At 41.7% G+C, this 18,426-nt stretch carries 27 protein-coding genes; 25 read left to right on the top strand and 2 right to left on the bottom strand.

The window, feature by feature from the left end; genetic code table 11:
• Window positions 1–49 precede the first annotated feature (49 nt).
• The 7 genes from ABD894_RS20170 (at window position 50) to rpsJ (ending at window position 6,918) form a co-directional block, all read left to right on the top strand.
• The gene (locus ABD894_RS20170; protein WP_345212877.1) at window positions 50–1,018 is read left to right on the top strand and encodes an NAD-dependent epimerase/dehydratase family protein; all 969 of its coding nucleotides are present in this window, start codon (window positions 50–52) and stop codon (window positions 1,016–1,018) included.
• 30 nt (window positions 1,019–1,048) lie between these two features.
• Window positions 1,049–2,038 (top strand): hypothetical protein, encoded by a 990-nt coding sequence (locus ABD894_RS20165; protein WP_345212876.1) that lies wholly within the window; start codon window positions 1,049–1,051, stop codon window positions 2,036–2,038.
• 63 nt (window positions 2,039–2,101) lie between these two features.
• Window positions 2,102–2,962 (top strand): tetratricopeptide repeat protein, encoded by an 861-nt coding sequence (locus ABD894_RS20160; RefSeq protein ID WP_345212875.1) that lies wholly within the window; start codon window positions 2,102–2,104, stop codon window positions 2,960–2,962.
• 364 nt (window positions 2,963–3,326) lie between these two features.
• Window positions 3,327–3,740 (top strand): 30S ribosomal protein S12, encoded by a 414-nt coding sequence (rpsL, locus tag ABD894_RS20155; protein ID WP_345212874.1) that lies wholly within the window; start codon window positions 3,327–3,329, stop codon window positions 3,738–3,740.
• 20 nt (window positions 3,741–3,760) lie between these two features.
• A complete protein-coding gene (gene rpsG / locus ABD894_RS20150; RefSeq protein ID WP_345212873.1) occupies window positions 3,761–4,228 on the top strand; it encodes a 30S ribosomal protein S7 in 468 nt (155 codons plus the stop codon).
• Between the two features lie 116 nt (window positions 4,229–4,344).
• A complete protein-coding gene (gene fusA, locus ABD894_RS20145) occupies window positions 4,345–6,456 on the top strand; it encodes an elongation factor G (protein WP_345212872.1) in 2,112 nt (703 codons plus the stop codon).
• A 156-nt stretch (window positions 6,457–6,612) separates the two neighbouring features.
• Window positions 6,613–6,918, top strand: coding sequence for a 30S ribosomal protein S10 (rpsJ, locus tag ABD894_RS20140; protein ID WP_022830652.1), 306 nt, complete (start codon window positions 6,613–6,615; stop codon window positions 6,916–6,918).
• Window positions 6,919–7,241: 323 nt separating this feature from the next.
• Here the strand turns inward: rpsJ and ABD894_RS20135 are convergent, their stop codons facing one another.
• Window positions 7,242–7,646 carry a VOC family protein gene (locus tag ABD894_RS20135; RefSeq protein ID WP_345212871.1) on the bottom strand — a complete coding sequence of 135 codons (405 nt, stop codon included), beginning with the start codon at window positions 7,644–7,646 and terminating at the stop codon, window positions 7,242–7,244.
• Between the two features lie 135 nt (window positions 7,647–7,781).
• On the opposite strand from ABD894_RS20135, the gene ABD894_RS20130 reads away from it, so the two are divergent.
• Both ABD894_RS20130 and ABD894_RS20125 read left to right on the top strand, forming a co-directional pair.
• Window positions 7,782–8,123 carry an MmcQ/YjbR family DNA-binding protein gene (locus tag ABD894_RS20130; protein ID WP_345212870.1) on the top strand — a complete coding sequence of 114 codons (342 nt, stop codon included), beginning with the start codon at window positions 7,782–7,784 and terminating at the stop codon, window positions 8,121–8,123.
• 64 nt (window positions 8,124–8,187) lie between these two features.
• Window positions 8,188–8,742, top strand: a complete 555-nt coding sequence (locus ABD894_RS20125) for a hypothetical protein (protein ID WP_345212869.1) — start codon at window positions 8,188–8,190, stop codon at window positions 8,740–8,742.
• A gap of 51 nt (window positions 8,743–8,793) precedes the next feature.
• On the opposite strand, the gene ABD894_RS20120 is transcribed toward ABD894_RS20125, so the two are convergent.
• The gene (locus ABD894_RS20120) at window positions 8,794–9,522 is read right to left on the bottom strand and encodes a hypothetical protein (RefSeq protein ID WP_345212868.1); all 729 of its coding nucleotides are present in this window, start codon (window positions 9,520–9,522) and stop codon (window positions 8,794–8,796) included.
• A 222-nt stretch (window positions 9,523–9,744) separates the two neighbouring features.
• Here ABD894_RS20120 and ABD894_RS20115 point away from each other — a divergent pair, with 222 nt between their 5' ends.
• The 16 genes from ABD894_RS20115 to rpsH all read left to right on the top strand — a co-directional run bounded on the left by ABD894_RS20115 (window position 9,745) and on the right by rpsH (window position 18,412).
• The gene (locus ABD894_RS20115; RefSeq protein ID WP_345212867.1) at window positions 9,745–11,004 is read left to right on the top strand and encodes an NAD(P)-binding domain-containing protein; all 1,260 of its coding nucleotides are present in this window, start codon (window positions 9,745–9,747) and stop codon (window positions 11,002–11,004) included.
• Window positions 11,005–11,244: 240 nt separating this feature from the next.
• Window positions 11,245–11,862, top strand: coding sequence for a 50S ribosomal protein L3 (rplC, locus tag ABD894_RS20110; protein ID WP_345212866.1), 618 nt, complete (start codon window positions 11,245–11,247; stop codon window positions 11,860–11,862).
• A 1-nt stretch (window position 11,863) separates the two neighbouring features.
• Window positions 11,864–12,496, top strand: coding sequence for a 50S ribosomal protein L4 (rplD, locus tag ABD894_RS20105; RefSeq protein WP_345212865.1), 633 nt, complete (start codon window positions 11,864–11,866; stop codon window positions 12,494–12,496).
• A 1-nt stretch (window position 12,497) separates the two neighbouring features.
• Window positions 12,498–12,788 carry a 50S ribosomal protein L23 gene (rplW, locus tag ABD894_RS20100; protein ID WP_345212864.1) on the top strand — a complete coding sequence of 97 codons (291 nt, stop codon included), beginning with the start codon at window positions 12,498–12,500 and terminating at the stop codon, window positions 12,786–12,788.
• A gap of 8 nt (window positions 12,789–12,796) precedes the next feature.
• A complete protein-coding gene (rplB, locus tag ABD894_RS20095) occupies window positions 12,797–13,621 on the top strand; it encodes a 50S ribosomal protein L2 (protein WP_345212863.1) in 825 nt (274 codons plus the stop codon).
• A complete protein-coding gene (rpsS, locus tag ABD894_RS20090) occupies window positions 13,621–13,887 on the top strand; it encodes a 30S ribosomal protein S19 (RefSeq protein WP_078347776.1) in 267 nt (88 codons plus the stop codon). Before rplB ends, rpsS begins: the two co-directional genes overlap by 1 nt.
• Window positions 13,888–13,893: 6 nt before the next feature.
• A complete protein-coding gene (gene rplV / locus ABD894_RS20085) occupies window positions 13,894–14,322 on the top strand; it encodes a 50S ribosomal protein L22 (RefSeq protein WP_345212862.1) in 429 nt (142 codons plus the stop codon).
• 6 nt (window positions 14,323–14,328) lie between these two features.
• A complete protein-coding gene (rpsC, locus tag ABD894_RS20080; protein WP_345212861.1) occupies window positions 14,329–15,222 on the top strand; it encodes a 30S ribosomal protein S3 in 894 nt (297 codons plus the stop codon).
• Between the two features lie 50 nt (window positions 15,223–15,272).
• Window positions 15,273–15,695: a 50S ribosomal protein L16 gene (gene rplP / locus ABD894_RS20075; RefSeq protein ID WP_345212860.1), complete on the top strand. Its 423-nt coding sequence runs from the start codon at window positions 15,273–15,275 to the stop codon at window positions 15,693–15,695.
• 126 nt (window positions 15,696–15,821) lie between these two features.
• Window positions 15,822–16,031, top strand: coding sequence for a 50S ribosomal protein L29 (gene rpmC / locus ABD894_RS20070; protein WP_345212859.1), 210 nt, complete (start codon window positions 15,822–15,824; stop codon window positions 16,029–16,031).
• Window positions 16,032–16,050: 19 nt separating this feature from the next.
• A complete protein-coding gene (gene rpsQ, locus ABD894_RS20065; RefSeq protein WP_345212858.1) occupies window positions 16,051–16,305 on the top strand; it encodes a 30S ribosomal protein S17 in 255 nt (84 codons plus the stop codon).
• A 1-nt stretch (window position 16,306) separates the two neighbouring features.
• A complete protein-coding gene (gene rplN, locus ABD894_RS20060; RefSeq protein ID WP_067059744.1) occupies window positions 16,307–16,675 on the top strand; it encodes a 50S ribosomal protein L14 in 369 nt (122 codons plus the stop codon).
• Window position 16,676: 1 nt separating this feature from the next.
• Window positions 16,677–17,021: a 50S ribosomal protein L24 gene (gene rplX / locus ABD894_RS20055; RefSeq protein ID WP_345212857.1), complete on the top strand. Its 345-nt coding sequence runs from the start codon at window positions 16,677–16,679 to the stop codon at window positions 17,019–17,021.
• Window positions 17,021–17,584, top strand: a complete 564-nt coding sequence (gene rplE / locus ABD894_RS20050) for a 50S ribosomal protein L5 (protein WP_345212856.1) — start codon at window positions 17,021–17,023, stop codon at window positions 17,582–17,584. Before rplX ends, rplE begins: the two co-directional genes overlap by 1 nt.
• Complete coding sequence (gene rpsN, locus ABD894_RS20045) at window positions 17,577–17,846, top strand: 30S ribosomal protein S14 (protein WP_345212855.1); 270 nt, start codon at window positions 17,577–17,579, stop codon at window positions 17,844–17,846. The genes rplE and rpsN overlap by 8 nt, the downstream gene beginning before the upstream one ends.
• 167 nt (window positions 17,847–18,013) lie before the next feature.
• A complete protein-coding gene (gene rpsH, locus ABD894_RS20040) occupies window positions 18,014–18,412 on the top strand; it encodes a 30S ribosomal protein S8 (protein WP_425562992.1) in 399 nt (132 codons plus the stop codon).
• The last annotated feature ends 14 nt before the right edge of the window (window positions 18,413–18,426 follow it).

Genomic DNA, 18,426 nt, shown 5'->3' with positions numbered 1-18,426 from the left:
GTCAATAATATGCACATTTGCACATAAGCACATTTGCACATCCAAAAATATGATACTAATTACAGGCGCAACCGGTTTTCTTGGGGCCGAAGTAGCAAGGCAGTTGGCACAAAGAGGCGAGCATATCCGTTGTACTAAACGGGCTTCATCTGCTATACCTGCCATATTGCAACCTTATAAGGGCTTAATTGAATGGGCCGAAGCCGATATACTGGATATTTTCGCGCTGGAAGCTGCTTTTGAAAATGTTACGCAGGTATACCATTGCGCGGCCTGGGTATCGTTAAAAACCAAGGATAAAAAACCGATGATCGCTGCCAACATTGAGGGCACTGCTAATATCGTTAACCTGTGTATCCGGTTTAACGCGAGGCTGGTGCATGTAAGTTCGATAGCGGCATTGGGCCTGGCCAAGCCCGGCGAACTGATCACCGAAAACCATCATCTTGAAGAGACTGCCGAAAACGATGGTTACGCCATATCAAAGCTGGAAAGCGAGATGGAAGTTTGGCGTGGCATTGCCGAGGGTTTGGATGCTGTAATAGTAAACCCATCACTTATTTTAGGTGCCGATGCCGGTACCGAAGGTACAGGGCAGCTGTTTGAAACCGTACGTAAAGGGCTTAAGTTTTACACTCCCGGCACCGCCGGACTGGTAGATGTGGCCGATGTGGCCAAAAGCATGATCGCCCTGATGGCTACCGACATTACCGCAGAGCGCTATATTATCAACGCCGAAAACCGCAGTTACAAGCAATTGGTAGAAGAAATTGCCCAAGGCTTCGGCATAAAGCCACCGGCCAGCGAAGCTAAACCATGGATGATGGGCCTCGCGTGGCGCATAGCCGCATTTGTGGCCGCCATAACCGGTAAAGATCCTTTTATCGATAAAATAGCCGCGCAATCGTCAGTAATGCTAAAAGAGTTTGATAACAGCAAAATCAAAAAAGCTATCGGTATTGAGTTTAAGCCAGTGAGCCAAAGTATAAAAGAAGTTTGCGCAAAGCTGAGTAAATAGTCTTTTTATATGAAGCTGTAAATAATTACCATGAGATTACGATTATTCGCTCCTCTTTTGTTGGCAGTTTTACTGCACTGCAATTTATTTGCTCAAACAATTACTTACAACCTGCCCGATGGCTTTAAAAACACGGTTAACACAGCCGAATATAAAACCATTGTTGATACCGCCATTACAGAAATAGCCAAACGTTATAAAATTGACAACGTAAAAAATGGCACCATCACTCTTGCAAGCGGCCAGGGGATGCAGGTTTTTAATTTAGATAATTTAATATTAAAGTGTAGTAAAGAAGCAGACCATTCTAAATGGCCGGCCATTATAAAAGCGCATTTTAACGCCATATTCAGCTCAATTGAAGCACAAAAGGGTATTGATGCGTTTAATTACGATAAGATAAAGCCCTATTTAAGTGTACGCATTTATAATGATGCCACTATAGCGCAAAGAGGCGGTACAGAAACACTGGTTGCCAGAACCGATCTCGCCGGTACAAAATCATTACTGATGCTGGACCTTCCGGATGCATTCACTCCGGTGTCCAAAAAACAATTTGAGGCATGGCAAAAACACACAGATGATGTGTTTACAGATGCACTTGCTAATGTAGCTAATAAACAAATGGCAAGCGCTTCCCCAACAATAGATATTGATGGCGCCAAAATAGAGTTTACTTTTTTAGAGAATGAAGATTATGCAGCAAGTTATGCACTTAACCTGGCAATAAATAAGCCTGCATTGGTGGGCGAATGGGGCTCTGTGGTTGCTATACCTAATAAAGGATTAATTTCGATTTGCAAGATAAGCAAGGCAAAACCTGTTGACTTTGTTAAGTTTATACAACGAATGCTGCCCTTAATTAATAAATCATATTCAGAAAGTACCGCACCGGTATCCAATCAATTTTTTTGGTATTATCAAGGTAAGTTTACAGTTGTGCCGGTAACGGTTGATGATAAAAACAATGTTCACGTGGCGACCCCACCCGGCCTTTCAGCTTTAATGACTGAAAAATAATGCGGTAATATTATTTGCTTTTAAAATCAGCAAATAATATATTTATTGAACCTATTCATAATCATGAAAAACCTTATTTTATCTGCAACCTTCATTCTGCTTTTATCTCCTTTTGTTAAAGCAGCCACATCTGCCGATACTTTAAAATTTGATCAACGATTTTCGCGCTGCGAAAAGAAATGGGTAGTGCTCAATAAAGCAGACACCGCTAAAAGCTATATGTATGGCTACATTTATATTGATGAAATAGCGGGTTTCACCTTCGATTTAAAGGGCCATTTCACAATTGATAGAAGTGGCAAATACATTGGCGATACCTCATCAATGAAATATAATACCATTAAATACAGAATATCGCCCAACTGGAATAACGTTGCCATTTTGCCACCTTCGCATTTTAAAGAGTTAAACATCAAAAAAGAACCCGATTGGGTTAAAATTTATTATACTTATAAAGATACTGTAGCACATAACTACCGCTTGGGCTGGGTGTACAATGACATTAATGATAGTGAGATGGCTCTAGATTACCTACTGCCCGCTTACCAGCAGAATCCGAATTTTAAAGGGCTGGAGTTTGAGATATCGTTTGCTTATAATGCCTTAAAGAGATATGACGAGGCTATAAAATTTTTGGAGGGTGTACACAAAGCCAGGCCTGACGATATACTTACTTACCGCGAACTTGGATATGCCTACCTCGAAAAAGGTGAACCTGCAAAAGCAATTCCATATTACAAAGATGGAATTGAAAAATGTAATGACAAGCAATTGGCCAACAAGGCAGAAATGGCCATAAACCTTGCAAAATGCTACGAAAGGCTTAATAATAAAGAAGAAGCAAAAACATGGGGCACAAAAGCAAAACAATGGGCACCTGAAGGCTCCACCATACAAAAGCTTATAGTTCAAAGCGGGTATTAACTCCGGCGATTCCGTGGCTTAATGTAGTAACGTTCACAACTAAACCTGATTGCAGCGTATACCGGCCAACGTGGCTAAGGCCTGTGCAGTATGAGCGGGAAGCAGGAACAGGCCCGGCAAAAGCGCTACAGGTATTGCTTTTCAAAAAAATGGTTATAAAGAAGATACCACTGCATATACCTGCGTTTTCACTAATACATTGCTGCTCAAATATGATTCATATCAGCTATCGTTAACGCACCTACCCGAATGGTAAATTTATATAGTTATATTATTTTCACTCAACTACTTGAAAATAAAAAAATTGTACCTACCTTTGCAGTCCTTAAAATAAGGATAAAACAGTAAATACAAAAAGGAAAAAATGCCTACTATTCAGCAATTAGTTAGAAAAGGTAGAGTAGCTATGGTTGACAAGAGTAAGTCACCAGCGTTGGACAGCTGTCCACAGCGAAGAGGCGTATGCACACGCGTGTATACCACTACCCCTAAAAAACCAAACTCAGCAATGCGTAAAGTTGCCCGTGTGCGCTTAACCAACGGTAAAGAAGTAAATGCTTACATCCCGGGTGAAGGTCACAACTTACAAGAGCACTCTATCGTTTTGATCCGTGGTGGCCGTGTTAAGGATTTACCAGGTGTACGTTACCACATCATTCGTGGTGCTTTAGATACTTCAGGTGTTGCGGGCCGTAACCAACGTCGTTCTAAATATGGTACTAAACGCCCTAAACCAGGACAGGTTGTTGCTGCTCCTACAAAAGGTAAAAAGAAATAATTAAAGGAGGATAGCAAGCAATGAGAAAGTCAAAACCAAAAAAGAGAATTATCCTTCCTGATCCAAAGTTCAACGATACTTTGGTAACAAGGTTTGTAAATAACATGATGTATGATGGTAAAAAATCAACCGCATACTCTATATTTTATAACGCTGTTGAAATTGTTGAGAAAAAGACAAGTGAAAACGGCTTAGAGACCTGGAAAAAAGCGTTAAACAATGTAATGCCTGCCGTTGAAGTAAAATCACGTCGCGTGGGTGGTGCAAACTTCCAGGTTCCAACAGAAGTTCGTCCGGAGCGTAAAATCGCTTTAGGTATGAAATGGCTGATCAGCTACGCTCGTAAACGTGGCGAAAAAACCATGATGGAAAAATTAGCCGGCGAAATTATATCTGCTGCTAAAGGTGAAGGTGCTGCTGTGAAGAAGAAAGAAGATACGCACAAAATGGCTGAGGCTAACAAGGCGTTCTCACACTTTAGATTTTAATCAAAGGATTACACCGATTTAATATTTGATTACACCGATTTTGTTAGGATTGCATTTAAATCGAAACAAAATCGGTGAAATCATTTAAAGAATCAGAGAAATCAAAATAACAACAGATGTCAAGAGATCTTAGATATACAAGAAACATAGGTATTGCCGCCCACATTGATGCCGGTAAAACCACTACTACCGAGCGTATCCTGTATTACGCTGGTGTGAGCCACAAAATTGGTGAAGTGCACGAAGGTGCTGCAACCATGGACTGGATGGCACAAGAGCAGGAACGTGGTATTACCATTACTTCTGCAGCTACAACTGTAAACTGGAAATACAGAGATCATAGCTACCACATCAACATTATCGATACTCCGGGACACGTGGATTTTACCGTAGAGGTAAACCGCTCGTTACGTGTATTGGATGGTTTGGTGTTCCTGTTTTCGGCTGTTGATGGTGTTGAGCCTCAATCTGAAACCAACTGGCGCCTTGCTAACAACTACAACGTTGCCCGTATAGGTTTCGTTAATAAAATGGACCGTTCTGGTGCCGACTTTTTAAATGTTGTAAAACAGGTAAAAAGCATGTTGGGCAGCAACGCTGTACCATTGCAATTGCCAATTGGCGCTGAAGAAAGCTTTAAAGGTGTGGTTGACCTTATTAACTGGAGAGGTATCGTTTGGAATGAGCATGATAAAGGTATGACCTTTACTGAAGTGCCTATCCCTGAAGATATGATTGAGGAAGCAACCGAGTGGAGAGAGAAATTACTGGAATCAGTAGCTGAGTATGACGAAAGCCTGATGGAGAAATTCTTTGACGCTCCTGAAACTATTACTGAGCGTGAAGTACTTGACGCTTTACGTAAAGCTGTTTTAGATGCTAAGATCGTTCCTATGGTTTGCGGTTCATCTTTCAAAAACAAAGGTGTACAAACCATGCTTGATTATGTGATGGAATTACTTCCTTCACCTATGGATGTTGAAGGTATTATTGGTACTAACCCTGATACAGGCGAAGAAATTTTACGCAGACCGGATGTTAAAGAGCCATTTGCAGCTTTAGCATTTAAAATCGCGACCGATCCTTTCGTAGGTCGTTTGTGCTTTATCCGCGTATACTCTGGTAACTTAGAGGCTGGTTCGTATGTACACAACATGCGTTCTGACAACAAAGAGCGTATATCACGTATATTCCAAATGCACGCTAACAAGCAAAACCCTATACCTAACGTAGGTGCAGGTGATATTGCTGCGGTAGTAGGCTTTAAAGATATTAAAACAGGTGATACCCTTTGCGACGAGAAATTCCCGATCATACTTGAATCGATGAATTTCCCTGAGCCGGTTATCGGTTTAGCTATTGAGCCTAAAACACAGGCCGACGTAGATAAATTAGGTATGGCTTTAGGTAAATTAGCCGAAGAGGATCCTACCTTCCGTGTAAACTCTGACGAAGAAACCGGCCAAACTGTAATTTCAGGTATGGGCGAGCTTCACTTAGATATCATCATGGACCGCTTGAAACGTGAGTTTAAAGTAGAGGTTAACCAGGGTGCGCCACAGGTAGCTTACAAAGAGTCTATCACAGGTACTGTACAACACCGCGAAACTTACAAGAAACAAACCGGTGGTCGTGGTAAATTCGCTGATATCCAGGTTATACTTTCACCTAACGATGAAGGTAAAGAAGGTTTACAATTCGTTAACGAAATCAGCGGTGGTTCTATTCCACGTGAGTTTATCCCATCTGTTGAAAAAGGCTTTGCAGCTTCAATGGTAAACGGTGTATTAGCCGGCTACCCATTAACCAGCTTAAAAGTACGTTTAATTGATGGTTCATTCCACGCGGTCGATTCAGATGCGCTATCTTTCGAGTTAGCTGCTAAGATGGCTTACCGTGAGGCATTGCCAAAATGTAAACCGGTATTGCTTGAGCCGATCATGAAGATCGAGATCCTTACCCCTGAAGAAAACATGGGTGATGTAATCGGTGACATGAACCGTCGTCGTGGCCAGCTGTTAGGTATGGATTCACGTGCAGGTGCACAGGTAATTAAAGCTACTGTACCACTTTCAGAAATGTTTGGTTACGTAACTCAATTACGTACTATCACTTCTGGCCGTGCTACTTCAACCATGGAGTTTGATCACTATGCTGAAGCGCCACGTAACGTACAGGAAGAAGTAGTTGCTAAAGCAAAAGGCAAAAAAGCTGCTCAAAACGCATAAATGATTTTTTGATTACACCGATTAATATGTGATTTCACAGATTGTCGGTGTAATCTTAACATAAATAAGATTGCTCTAATAAATAGCTCTTAGGGTAGTCAATTAACAAATCGGTGAAATCATCATAAACGGTGAAATCCCACAATTAAATTAACAATGAGCCAAAGAATCAGGATCAAATTGAAATCTTACGATTACAACTTGGTAGACAAATCTGCCGAGAAGATCGTAAAAACAGTAAAGCCTACAGGCGCTGTAGTTAGCGGACCACTTCCGTTACCAACCGAAAAGAAAATTTTCACTGTATTACGTTCACCGCACGTAAACAAAAAAGCACGTGAGCAGTTCCAACTGTGCTCGTACAAACGCTTATTAGACATCTACAGTTCAAACTCAAAAACTGTTGATGCCCTAATGAAACTTGAATTGCCAAGTGGCGTTGAAGTGGAAATCAAAGTTTGATAGGCAAGATTACCTTCGATATAAAAAAGACCATTCGTTTTACGGATGGTCTTTTTTTGTGCTTTTAATGAAGATGGCATTCTCTTCAGCCCTGTCATTCTGAACAACGTGAAGAATCTTCTTCGCGCAGCTAAGCATATGACAGATGCTTCGTTCCTCAGCATGACAGCGTTTTAATAATGGGAGGATAATGCTTAGAGGCCATCACCCACGCACCCTTCGACAGGCTCAGGGTGACAGGCCATGGTTTTATCTGATTTTACTCGTCATCATGCACTGTCACGAGTTACACTTCGTTAAACTCGCGACAGCATAAGTGGCCTTTATTGCGGCAGTGCGCTCATGTCCATATACGACATTTCCCAAAGGTGTCCGTCAAGATCCTGAAAGCCGTGGCCGTACATCCAGCCGTGATCTTCCTTTTCACCGGCTACGGTACCACCTGCAGCTACGGCCTTGCTAACAAACGCATCAACTTCATCCCTGCTATCGGCTGACAGGCACACGATCACTTCGTTACCTTTAGCTGTATCCACAATATCCTTTTTGGTAAATGATTGAAAAAATGGTTCAACCAGCAGCATCGCGAAGATATTATCGCCAAGTATAAGGCAGGTTGCATTTTCATTGGTGAATTGCGGATTGAAAGTATATCCTATAGCGGTGAAAAATTCAACAGATCTGTTCAGGTCTTTTACCGGTAGGTTTACAAAAATTTGCTTTGCCATAATGTTAGTGTTTTTAATTACTCAAACATAGCGCCTATTTATGGCAAAACCGGAGTGTAATACTGTCAACTTAAGGGGGCATTTGCGCCAGTGACTCATCGCAGAAATGTTGCCAATTAGTTTTTATCTTGGTGAATGGTAAACATCGATCTATTCCGGCAAATTGCACTATCGCTCCCCGAGGTGAGTGAACAGCCCCATTTTGAAAAAACATCTTTCAGAGTTAATAAAAAAATATTTGCCACTGTAGATGTGCACACGCGATTAGCCTCGCTTAAATTATCTGAAATTGATCAGGACGTTTTTTCACTGGCCGATAATACCATCATTTACCCCGTGCCCAATAAATGGGGCAAACAAGGCTGGACAATTGTAAACCTCGCTAAAGTGAACGAGCAACTACTAACTGATGCTCTTAAAACCGCGTATTGCCTTGTAGCGCCAAAAAAGCTGGCAGCCATGGTACAGCGGGGATAATCTGTTTTTGTTGTTAATGCCGCAAATTATTATCTTGTGGTGCCTTATCGCATCTATCACCTATATGAAACCTATCTACCGAATTGTATTAATAGAGCTGGCCTGGCTGGCTATTGCAGGCAGCATCACCATTTTAATAGTATACCCTTTCCTTGGTACGATTGCCGGTAATTATAGTTTAGATATCAATTTACAGGATACCTATTTCGTGATCAAAAACTCCACGATAGTAACCCTGATATTCACATTTGTGGTGTTCCTGATATTTTTTATAAAGGAACTTTTCAAAAAATTCAGCAGGCCATTTTCCAATAGCATCATCATGTTATCTGGGTTATTTCTGCTTGCGCAAATCATATTGGCAGAGCAGATGATCGTCACATTAAGCACCAGGATAATAACACCCGCTCATGTAACGGCAGGCTGGCATACCACCATATACCCTCCATCGTACGCATTGCCCAAACTGCATCCCTTTACTATAGAGAAGGCCAGCGTTATAAGCAACACTATTATGGCCATAGCTCTTGTACAATTAAGCGTTACCTGTATGCTGCTGTATGTAGCCTATAAGTGGGGAATCGCCCAATCAAAGAAAAAGGAAATCAGTCAGGCATAATAATCAAAAGCGTCCTGTCTCCTGATCCTTATCTCTTGTCTCTCTTCAAACCTATCTTCCCAGCAACTCATCAAGCTTGTTACGCTCGGTTTGCAGTTCGCGGGCAAGTTTCTTTTCTTTTTCGTTGGCTTTGGCTTTGTAGGTTTGAAACTCTGATGATAGCTCATCGTAAAGTTTAATACGGTACTTTGCTTCGTGCTTAAATCTCGCGGTAGTAAATATTACAATGGCCAATGCCACACCGAAACCGATAACCAGTCCCCACATTAACAAATTGTAGGTTGCCTTGGTAAAAGGTATCCCCAACAAACGAATCTCGTCTACACGGGCATTTGAGGCCGATATGGTTTCATCTTTAGTGCTTACATCAGCATTCAGGCCTTTTATGGTAGCCGCCTGGCTGCTAACGGTAGACTTGGCTTTCTGCAATTCAGCACGGGCTATTTTAAGCGTATCCGTCATGTTGCGGTACAGTGCCGCTACAAGCGGTTGCTGGTAGTTGTATACTTTGGTAAGCAGGTAACGGTATTGACCGTTAAGTGTGCGGTCGGTATTCAATACAGGGGCTTGCTGCGCTTGTTGCTGGGTGTAAACAGGTTTTGCTGCAGTTTGCGGCGTACCTGGTTTAGCACCTTGTTGTACTGCCGGTTTCACATATTGCGATGTAGTGGGTTTAACAACGCCTGTACGCTTTACAGAATCTTGCGCGTACACGTTTGATATAATAGTAATAAGTGCAATTAAAACCAGTAGCGGGGTATTTACTAATTTGTTCATCATGGGCTTAAATAGATATATCGTACTAAAAAACAATTTTAATATTAAATTATTGCCAATTATTGACATTGTTTTTAACAAAACTATAAAAACTATTCAATAATCGGCTATAGGTTGGCCAATGAACAATAAGACCGGCTTATTATCCCCACATGTACAAAATACCACACCTAATTGTACTTATTGAGAAAAAGCCTTATTATATTTAGCCTTTTTAATAAACGAATGTTAATAGGTATTATAGGATTAGGAGATATGGGGCGTTTATACGCCAAGGCCTTTGCCAAAGCAGGCTATGATGTGTGCGGATGCGATATGCCCCAAAACCGCGAGAAACTCGAAGAAGAGCTTAGTCCGCTTGGCATAAAACTGCTGGAAAGCGGCAAAGAGGTATCACACACCTGCGACCTCATCATTTATTCTATCGAGGCCGAAAAACTGCCACAGGTGGTTGCTCAATATGGTCCTATTACCAAATACGGTGCAATTGTGGCAGGGCAAACTTCGGTAAAATCGCCCGAGATTGCCATGTTTGAAAAGCATTTGCCTGCCGATGCCAACATCATCACCTTTCATGCTATGCACGGGCCCGGCTTTCAGCCCGAAAATCAGAAGTTGATCCTCATCAATCACCGTTCAACCGGCGATGCCTACCAGCGCATGCTGGACTTGTTTACGGCCATAGGATCGGACATTGTAGAACTGAAGGATTACCACGAGCATGATAAAATTGTGGCCGATACACAGGCCGTAACACACGTAGGGTTTGAAAGTATGGGTACCGCCTGGAAATCAGCCGGTTTCTTCCCCTGGGATAATAGCTCGTACATAGGAGGTATCGATAATGTAAAGATACTCACCACGCTGCGTATATTCAGTTACAAGGCACACGTATATGCAGGTTTGGCTATCCTTAACCCTTATGCAAGGCAGCAGGTTAAACGCTACGCGCAATCCGAATCGGAATTGTTTAAGCTGATGATCATGGAGAAGGAAGACGAATTTCGGGAGCGGCTGTACCGTGCCCGCGAGTTTGTTTTTCATGAAAGCCGTAAGCCTATTATGCTGAACGATAGCGTAATGAAAGAATTTTCGTTATCGCAAAATGCCGAAGTTCAAAAACCCAACTCGCATCTGAGCATATTAAGCATGGTTGATGCCTGGTACCACCTAGATGTAAACCCTTATGATAACCTGATCGGGCAAACGCCGCCTTTCCGACTGCGCCTGGGTATCGCCGAGTATCTGTTTAAAAATGAAGAACTTCTGGAAGAATCCATTGAAACGGCATTATATGATAAAACCATTAGGGGCGACGATCTGGAGTTCCATTCGGCCGTGCGCGAATGGGCCGCAATAATAGGATATGGCGATATGGAAGGCTATAAAAAGCATTTTAATGAAACCCAGGCGTTCTTTAAAGACCGCCTTGCCGAGGGCAACAAACAAAGCGGCGAACTCATTAGGCGGCTAATGACGGAGTAAAAAATATTTCGCCTGAAAATAAAAATACCGCGACCCTCTTCACGCGCATTCCACCTGTCTTTTCTGTACATGGCGGCACCGGTGGTTTTGGTTTAATCGTCTGTAAATAAATATTTAAAAATAACTTGCTAACTATTTGACAATTAATCTAAAATTTCTATCTTTGCCGTCCCTTTCGAGGGGAATAATATGCCTTGAACGAAGCCCTACTGCTTCGATGGGCACAAACTAAATAAGAAAATGTCAGGAATTATTGGTAAAAAAGTAGGAATGACCAGCATTTTCGACGAGTCGGGGAAAAATATCCCTTGTACTGTGATCGAAGCTGGCCCCTGTGTAGTTACACAGGTTAGGTCTGTAGAAACAGACGGATATGCAGCTGTTCAGCTGGCATATGGTGACAAAAAAGAGAAGAACACTACTGCTCCTCTGAAAGGCCATTTCCAAAAAGCCGGTACTGCTCCAAAAAGCAAACTGGTTGAGTTCAAAACATTCGAAGACGAAAAATCATTAGGTGACACTGTTACCGTTGAGATTTTTGCTGAAGGTGATTTTGTGGATGTGGTTGGTACCTCAAAAGGTAAAGGCTTTCAGGGTGTGGTAAAGCGTCACGGTTTTGGTGGTGTGGGTATGCAAACTCACGGTCAGCACAATCGTTTACGTGCGCCGGGTTCTTTGGGTGCGTCATCATGGCCTTCTCGTGTATTTAAAGGTATGCGCATGGCCGGCCAAATGGGTAATGTACGTGTAAAAGTTCAAAACTTAGAAGTTGTGAAAGTTTACCCGGAGCATAATCTGTTAGTTGTTAAAGGTTCAATCCCTGGGGCTAAGGGTTCATTCGTAATAGTGGATAAATAAGATGGAGATTAATGTATTAAACATCTCAGGTAAAGAGACAGGTGCCAAGGTGCAGCTTCCTGAGTCCGTATTCGGAATTGAGCCTAATGATCATGCGATCTATCTTGATGTTAAGCAATTTCTTGCTAACCAACGTCAGGGTACGCACAAATCAAAACAACGTAACGAAATTGCAGGTTCAACCCGCAAATTATATAAGCAAAAAGGTACAGGCGGTGCCCGTGCAGGTAGCGTAAAATCACCATTGTTTAATGGTGGTGGCCGTGTATTCGGTCCGCAGCCACGCGATTATAGCTTCAAATTAAACAAGAAGTTAAAATCATTGGCACGTAAATCAGCCTTATCATATAAAGCACAAGACAACAACATTGTAATATTGGAAGATTTTAGCTTTGATACCATCAAAACTAAAACTTACATCAAAATGGAAGCTGATCTTAATGTTACTAATGATAAAACATTATTAGTATTAGCAGCTGCTGAAAACAACAATGTTTATTTATCAAGCAGAAATCTGAAAAAAACCAAAGTTATTTCGGTTGAACAATTAAACACATATGATGTGCTTAACGCCGGTAAACTTTTGTTAACTGAAGGTGCTATTAAAACTTTGGAGGAAGCATTAGCTAAGTAATATGGAAATTTTAAAGAAACCCTTACTTACTGAAAAAGTAGCTCAATTAACTGAGAAGCTTAACCGTTATGCTTTCAAAGTTGACCACAGAGCCAACAAAATTCAGATCAAGGCAGCAATTGAACAAATGTATGGTGTAAACATAAAAGCTGTTAACACCATGAAGTACATCGGAAAACTGAAAACCCGCAACACTAAGGCAGGTGCCGTACAAGGCCGCTCTGCAACTTACAAAAAAGCGATCATTACGTTGAAAGATGGTGAAACAATAGATTTTTATAGCACTATATAAAAAGAGAGATGGCAGTAAAAAGATTTAAACCAGTTACCCCGGGTACCCGCTTCAGAGTAGGTGCTGATTATTCGGACGTAACAACCAACGTGCCTGAAAAGTCACTGGTTGTATCGCACAAAAGATCAGGCGGTCGTAACCATAGTGGTAAGATGACCATGCGCTACTTAGGTGGTGGTCACAAACAGTCATACAGATTAATCGACTTTAAACGCAATAAGTTTGACATACCTGCAAAGGTTGCAACTATTGAATATGATCCAAACCGTTCAGCACGTATCGCATTATTGTTTTACGTAGATGGCGAAAAAAGGTACATGATAGCACCGGAAGGCCTAACAGTTGGTCAAACCGTACTTTCAAGCGCTACTGCAGCCCCAGAGGTTGGTAACACTTTACCTTTGAAAAACATACCATTGGGTTCAATTATTCACAATATTGAATTAAACCCTGGTCAGGGTGGTACTATTGCACGTAGTGCAGGTACTTACGCGCAGCTTTCAGCACGTGATGGCAAATACGCCATTATCAAATTGCCTTCAGGCGAAACACGTATGATACTGTCAACCTGCCTTGCAACCATTGGTTCTGTTTCAAATGCAGAGAAAGCAAATGAGGTATTAGGTAAAGCCGGCCGTAAACGCTGGTTGGGCAGAAGGCCAAGAGTTCGTGGTGTTGCCATGAACCCGGTAGATCACCCTATGGGTGGTGGTGAAGGCCGTTCATCAGGTGGTCACCCACGCTCTCGCAAAGGTTTATTAGCTAAAGGCTACAAAACCCGCGACAAAAAGAAAACATCGGATCGCTACATCATTGAAAGAAGGAAGAAATAATGGCTCGTTCAATTAAAAAAGGACCTTATATTGATCATAACCTGGAAAGAAAAGTTCTTACCTTGAATGATACAAACAAAAAATCAGTTGTAAAAACATGGTCACGTCGTTCCATGATCTCTCCTGATTTCGTTGGTCACACATTTGCAGTACACAACGGTAATAAATTTATACCTGTGTACGTAACAGAAAACATGGTTGGTCATAAGCTGGGAGAGTTTGCCCCAACCCGTACATTCCGCGGTCACGCAGAGAAGAAAAAATAATTAGCAATGGAAGCAACAACAAAAATTAAAAAGTCTGTACTGATTGCACAGCGCAAAACTGAGAAAAAAGCTCAGCAAGGCGGCGCTTCTGTTGCTAAGTTACAGAACTGCCCAACATCACCACGCAAGATGCGTTTGGTGGTTGACCTGATACGCGGTGAGAATGTATTTGCAGCTTTAAACATATTAAAGTTTACAAATAAAGAAGCTGCTATCCGTGTTGAGAAATTACTGGTATCAGCAATTACCAACTGGGAAGCTAAAAACGAAGGCAAAAAAGCCGAAGATGCTGGTTTATTCGTTAAAGAAGTATCAGTAGGCGGTGGTCGTCAGTTAAAAAGATTACGCCCTGCTCCGCAAGGAAGAGGATACCGTATCCGTAAACGCTCAAACCACGTAACCCTTATTGTGGATAGTAAAAACGAAAACAATTAATTTGAAATGGGACAGAAAGCACATCCAATAGGTAACAGATTAGGAATCATCAGAGGTTGGGATTCTAATTGGTTCGGTGGCAACAACTACTCCGACAAATTAGTTGAAGACGAAAAAATCCGCAAATACTTATCAGCACGTATCAATAAAGGTGGTGTATCAAAAGTAGTTATCGAGCGTACTTTAAAACGTATCACTGTAACTATCCACACTGCCCGTCCGGGTATCGTAATTGGTAAAGGCGGCCAGGAAGTTGACAAGATCAAAGAAGAGTTGAAAAAACTTACTAAAAAGGAAGTTCAGATCAACATTTTCGAGATCAAACGTCCTGAGCTTGACGCGCAATTAGTAGCTGAAGGCATAGCAAAACAATTAGAAGCTCGTATATCTTTCCGTAGAGCCATGAAAACTACCATCGCAGCAACCATGAGAATGGGTGCCGAAGGTATCAAAGTAATGACTTCAGGCCGTTTAGGCGGCGCGGAGATGGCCCGTTCTGAACAATACAAAGAAGGCAGAATACCTTTGCACACTTTCCGTGCTGATATTGACTATGCATTGGCCGAAGCTTTAACTACTTATGGTAAAATAGGTGTTAAAGTATGGATTTGCAAAGGCGAAGTATACGGAAAACGCGATTTATCACCTAACATTGGTGGCACCAGCAGCAGCAGCGGCAAAGGTGGCCGTCCGGAAGGTAACGCAGGCTTTGGCGGTCGTGGCAATGAGCGCGGCGGCGAAAGAGGCGGTGAGCGTCGCGATAACAGAGGTGGCGGAAACAATCGTGGCCCGGGTGGTAACAACCGTGGTCCGGGTGGACAAAATCGTGGTGGCCAAGGTGGTCAGAATCGTGGTGGACAGGGTGGTGGAAACCGCCCGGGTGGACCAGGTAGAAGATAATTATTAACAAAGTCGAGACAGACATCGTTTAGATATAAAAGCTTAAAAAAATGCTACAGCCAAAAAGAACGAAGTTCAGAAAGATGCAAAAAGGCAGAATGAAAGGTTTAGCCACCCGTGGTGCTGAACTTTCATTTGGATCTTTCGGTATAAAATCACTCGAGGCGGCATGGATCACCAGCCGTCAGATCGAGGCAGCCCGTATCGCTGTAACACGTTTTATGAAACGTGAAGGACAGGTATGGATCAGGATATTTCCTGACAAGCCTGTAACTAAAAAACCTGCAGAGGTACGTATGGGTAAAGGTAAAGGTGCCCCTGAATACTGGGTAGCGGTAGTACGCCCCGGAAGGATCATCTTTGAAGCAGAAGGTGTGCCTTTAGAAGTAGCTAAAGAAGCACTACGCCTTGCAGCGCAAAAATTACCTGTACAAACGAGATTTATAGTACGTAGAGATTACGTAGAGGCATAAATAAAGAGGTTGAAAGGTTGTAAATGTTGAAAGGTTGTAATGTTAAATTACACCTGCCATTTGAAAAGACAGGCAACATTAAACATTACAACTTTGCAACATTACAACGAATAACAAACAAAGAAAATGAAGAACTCAGAAATTTTAGAGCTTTCGACCGAAGAATTGGTTGCGAAGATCGGTGAGGAGAAAACCAATCTTACCAAACTGAAATTTGCTCATGCGGTATCGGCTATTGAAAACCCAACCCGTATCACTAAAGTGCGTAAGGACATCGCTCGTTTAAATACTGAAATAACAAAGCGTAAAGCGGCGTCAGCTTCAGATAAAAATTAATTTTTTAAACGTCGAAAAAATGGAAAGAAATTTAAGAAAAACACGTACCGGTCTGGTAGTTAGCAATAAGATGGAAAAATCTATTGTTGTAGCTGTGGAGCGGAAGGTGAAGCACCCGATCTATGGTAAGTTCGTAAAGAAAACTACCAAATTTATGGCTCATGACGAAACTAATACCTGTGGTATTGGCGATACCGTATTAATTATGGAAACCCGCCCGCTGAGCAAAAGTAAGAACTGGAGATTAGTTGAAATTTTAGAAAGGGCTAAATAAGATGGTACAACAGGAATCAAGATTAAATGTAGCCGATAACAGCGGAGCTAAAGAAGTTTTAGTTATCCGTGTGTTAGGTGGTACAGGTAAAAGATACGCCTCGATAGGTGACAAAATTGTTGTTACCGTAAAAAGCGCGATACCTTCAGGTAACGTTAAAAAAGGCACCGTATCTAAAGCCGTAGTGGTTAGAACTAAAAAAGAGATCCGTCGTAAAGATGGTTCATATATCCGTTTCGACGACAACGCAGCTGTTTTGTTAAATAACCAGGATGAGCCAAGAGGTACACGTATCTTCGGCCCGGTTGCAAGAGAACTGCGTGAGAAACAATTTATGAAAATTGTATCATTAGCACCGGAGGTATTGTAACATGGCATATAAAAAGAAAGTAGAAACCGGCAAGATTAAGCTTCGTAAAGGAGATCTTGTTAAGGTTATTGCCGGTGATTCAAAAGGATCACAAGGTAAAATAGTTGAAGTGATCACAGCAACTAACAGGGCTGTAGTTGAAGGTGCCAACCTGGTATCAAAACATACAAAACCTAATGCTGCTAACCCTAATGGTGGTATAGTTAAGCAAGAAGCTGCTATCCATATCTCAAACTTAGCACTGGTTGATCCTAAAACAGGTAACCCAACCCGCGTTGGCCGCAAATTAAGCGATGCCGGCAAATTGGTAAGGGTAGCAAAAAAATCAGGGGAGGAAATTAAGTAATGACTTACGTACCAAGATTAAAATCAAAATATAAGGACGAAATTCGCACCGCGCTGAAAGATAAATTTCAGTACAAAAGCGTAATGCAGGTTCCTAAGCTTGAAAAAATCGCGATCAACCAGGGTGTTGGTGGTGCTACTACCGATAAAAAACTTATCGAGAACACAATCACCGAGTTAACAACCATTACCGGTCAGCAAGCGGTTTCTTCAAAATCTAAAAAAGATATCTCAAACTTCAAATTGCGTAAAAACATGCCGGTAGGTGTACGTGTAACTTTACGTGACAATACAATGTATGAGTTTCTTGACCGTTTAATCGCTGTTGCTTTGCCACGTATCCGTGACTTCAAAGGTATCAACGATAAAGGTTTTGATGGCAGAGGTAACTACACATTAGGTATCACTGAGCAAATTATCTTCCCTGAGATCAATATTGACAAGATCAATAAAATTCAAGGTATGGATATTACCTTTGTAACCTCAGCTACCAACGATGTTGAAGCTTTGGAATTGCTTAAACAATTTGGATTACCATTTAAAAATCAAAATACTAATGGCTAAAGAAGGTGTAAAAGCACGTGAAGTAAAACGTGCTAAGTTAGTAGCTAAATATGCTGAAAAAAGAGCTGCTTTGAAAGAAGCTGGTGATTATATCGCTCTTGATAAATTACCTAAAGCAGCATCACCGGTAAAATTGCACAACCGTTGCAAGCTAACCGGCCGCCCTCGTGGTTATATGCGCCAGTTTGGCATTTCACGTGTAACATTCCGTGAAATGGCATTAGCAGGCCAGATACCAGGAGTTAAAAAAGCAAGCTGGTAATACAAAAAGCAGGTACCGAATTGCCGGTTGCAGGTTGAGAATTAAATTCTTACCTTTGCGGCCGGCAATTCGCAACATATACCTGCGCTTGCCGATTAATGAATTTTTTAACCGATGGAAGGTCGTCGCTGTGAAGCAGAAGGAAACCACCATCATAAACAACAATAATGAATACAGATCCAATCGCAGATTATCTTACAAGAGTAAGGAATGCTATTAAAGCCAACCATAGGGTTGTTGAAATTCCTGCATCAAATCTGAAGAAGGAAATCACGAAAGTGCTTTTCGACAAAGGTTACATTGCTAATTACAAGTTTGAAGAAGTTGGTGTACAAGGCACTATTAAAGTAGCTTTGAAATACCACCCTATCACTAAAATTCCTGCAATCCGCAGCATTTCACGTATTAGTAAACCAGGTTTGAGGAAATACGCAGGCACGGCTAACATGCCAAGGGTATTAAATGGTTTAGGTATCGCCATCCTGTCAACTTCTAAAGGTGTAATGACCGATAAAGAAGCCCGTCAGTTAAATGTTGGTGGTGAAGTTTTATGCTACGTTTATTAATAGGAGGAATTTAA

Origin of the sequence: Mucilaginibacter gynuensis, from assembly GCF_039541195.1 — a bacterium.
Classification (GTDB): domain Bacteria; phylum Bacteroidota; class Bacteroidia; order Sphingobacteriales; family Sphingobacteriaceae; genus Mucilaginibacter; species Mucilaginibacter gynuensis.
This window is presented reverse-complemented; position numbering and strand designations above follow the sequence as displayed.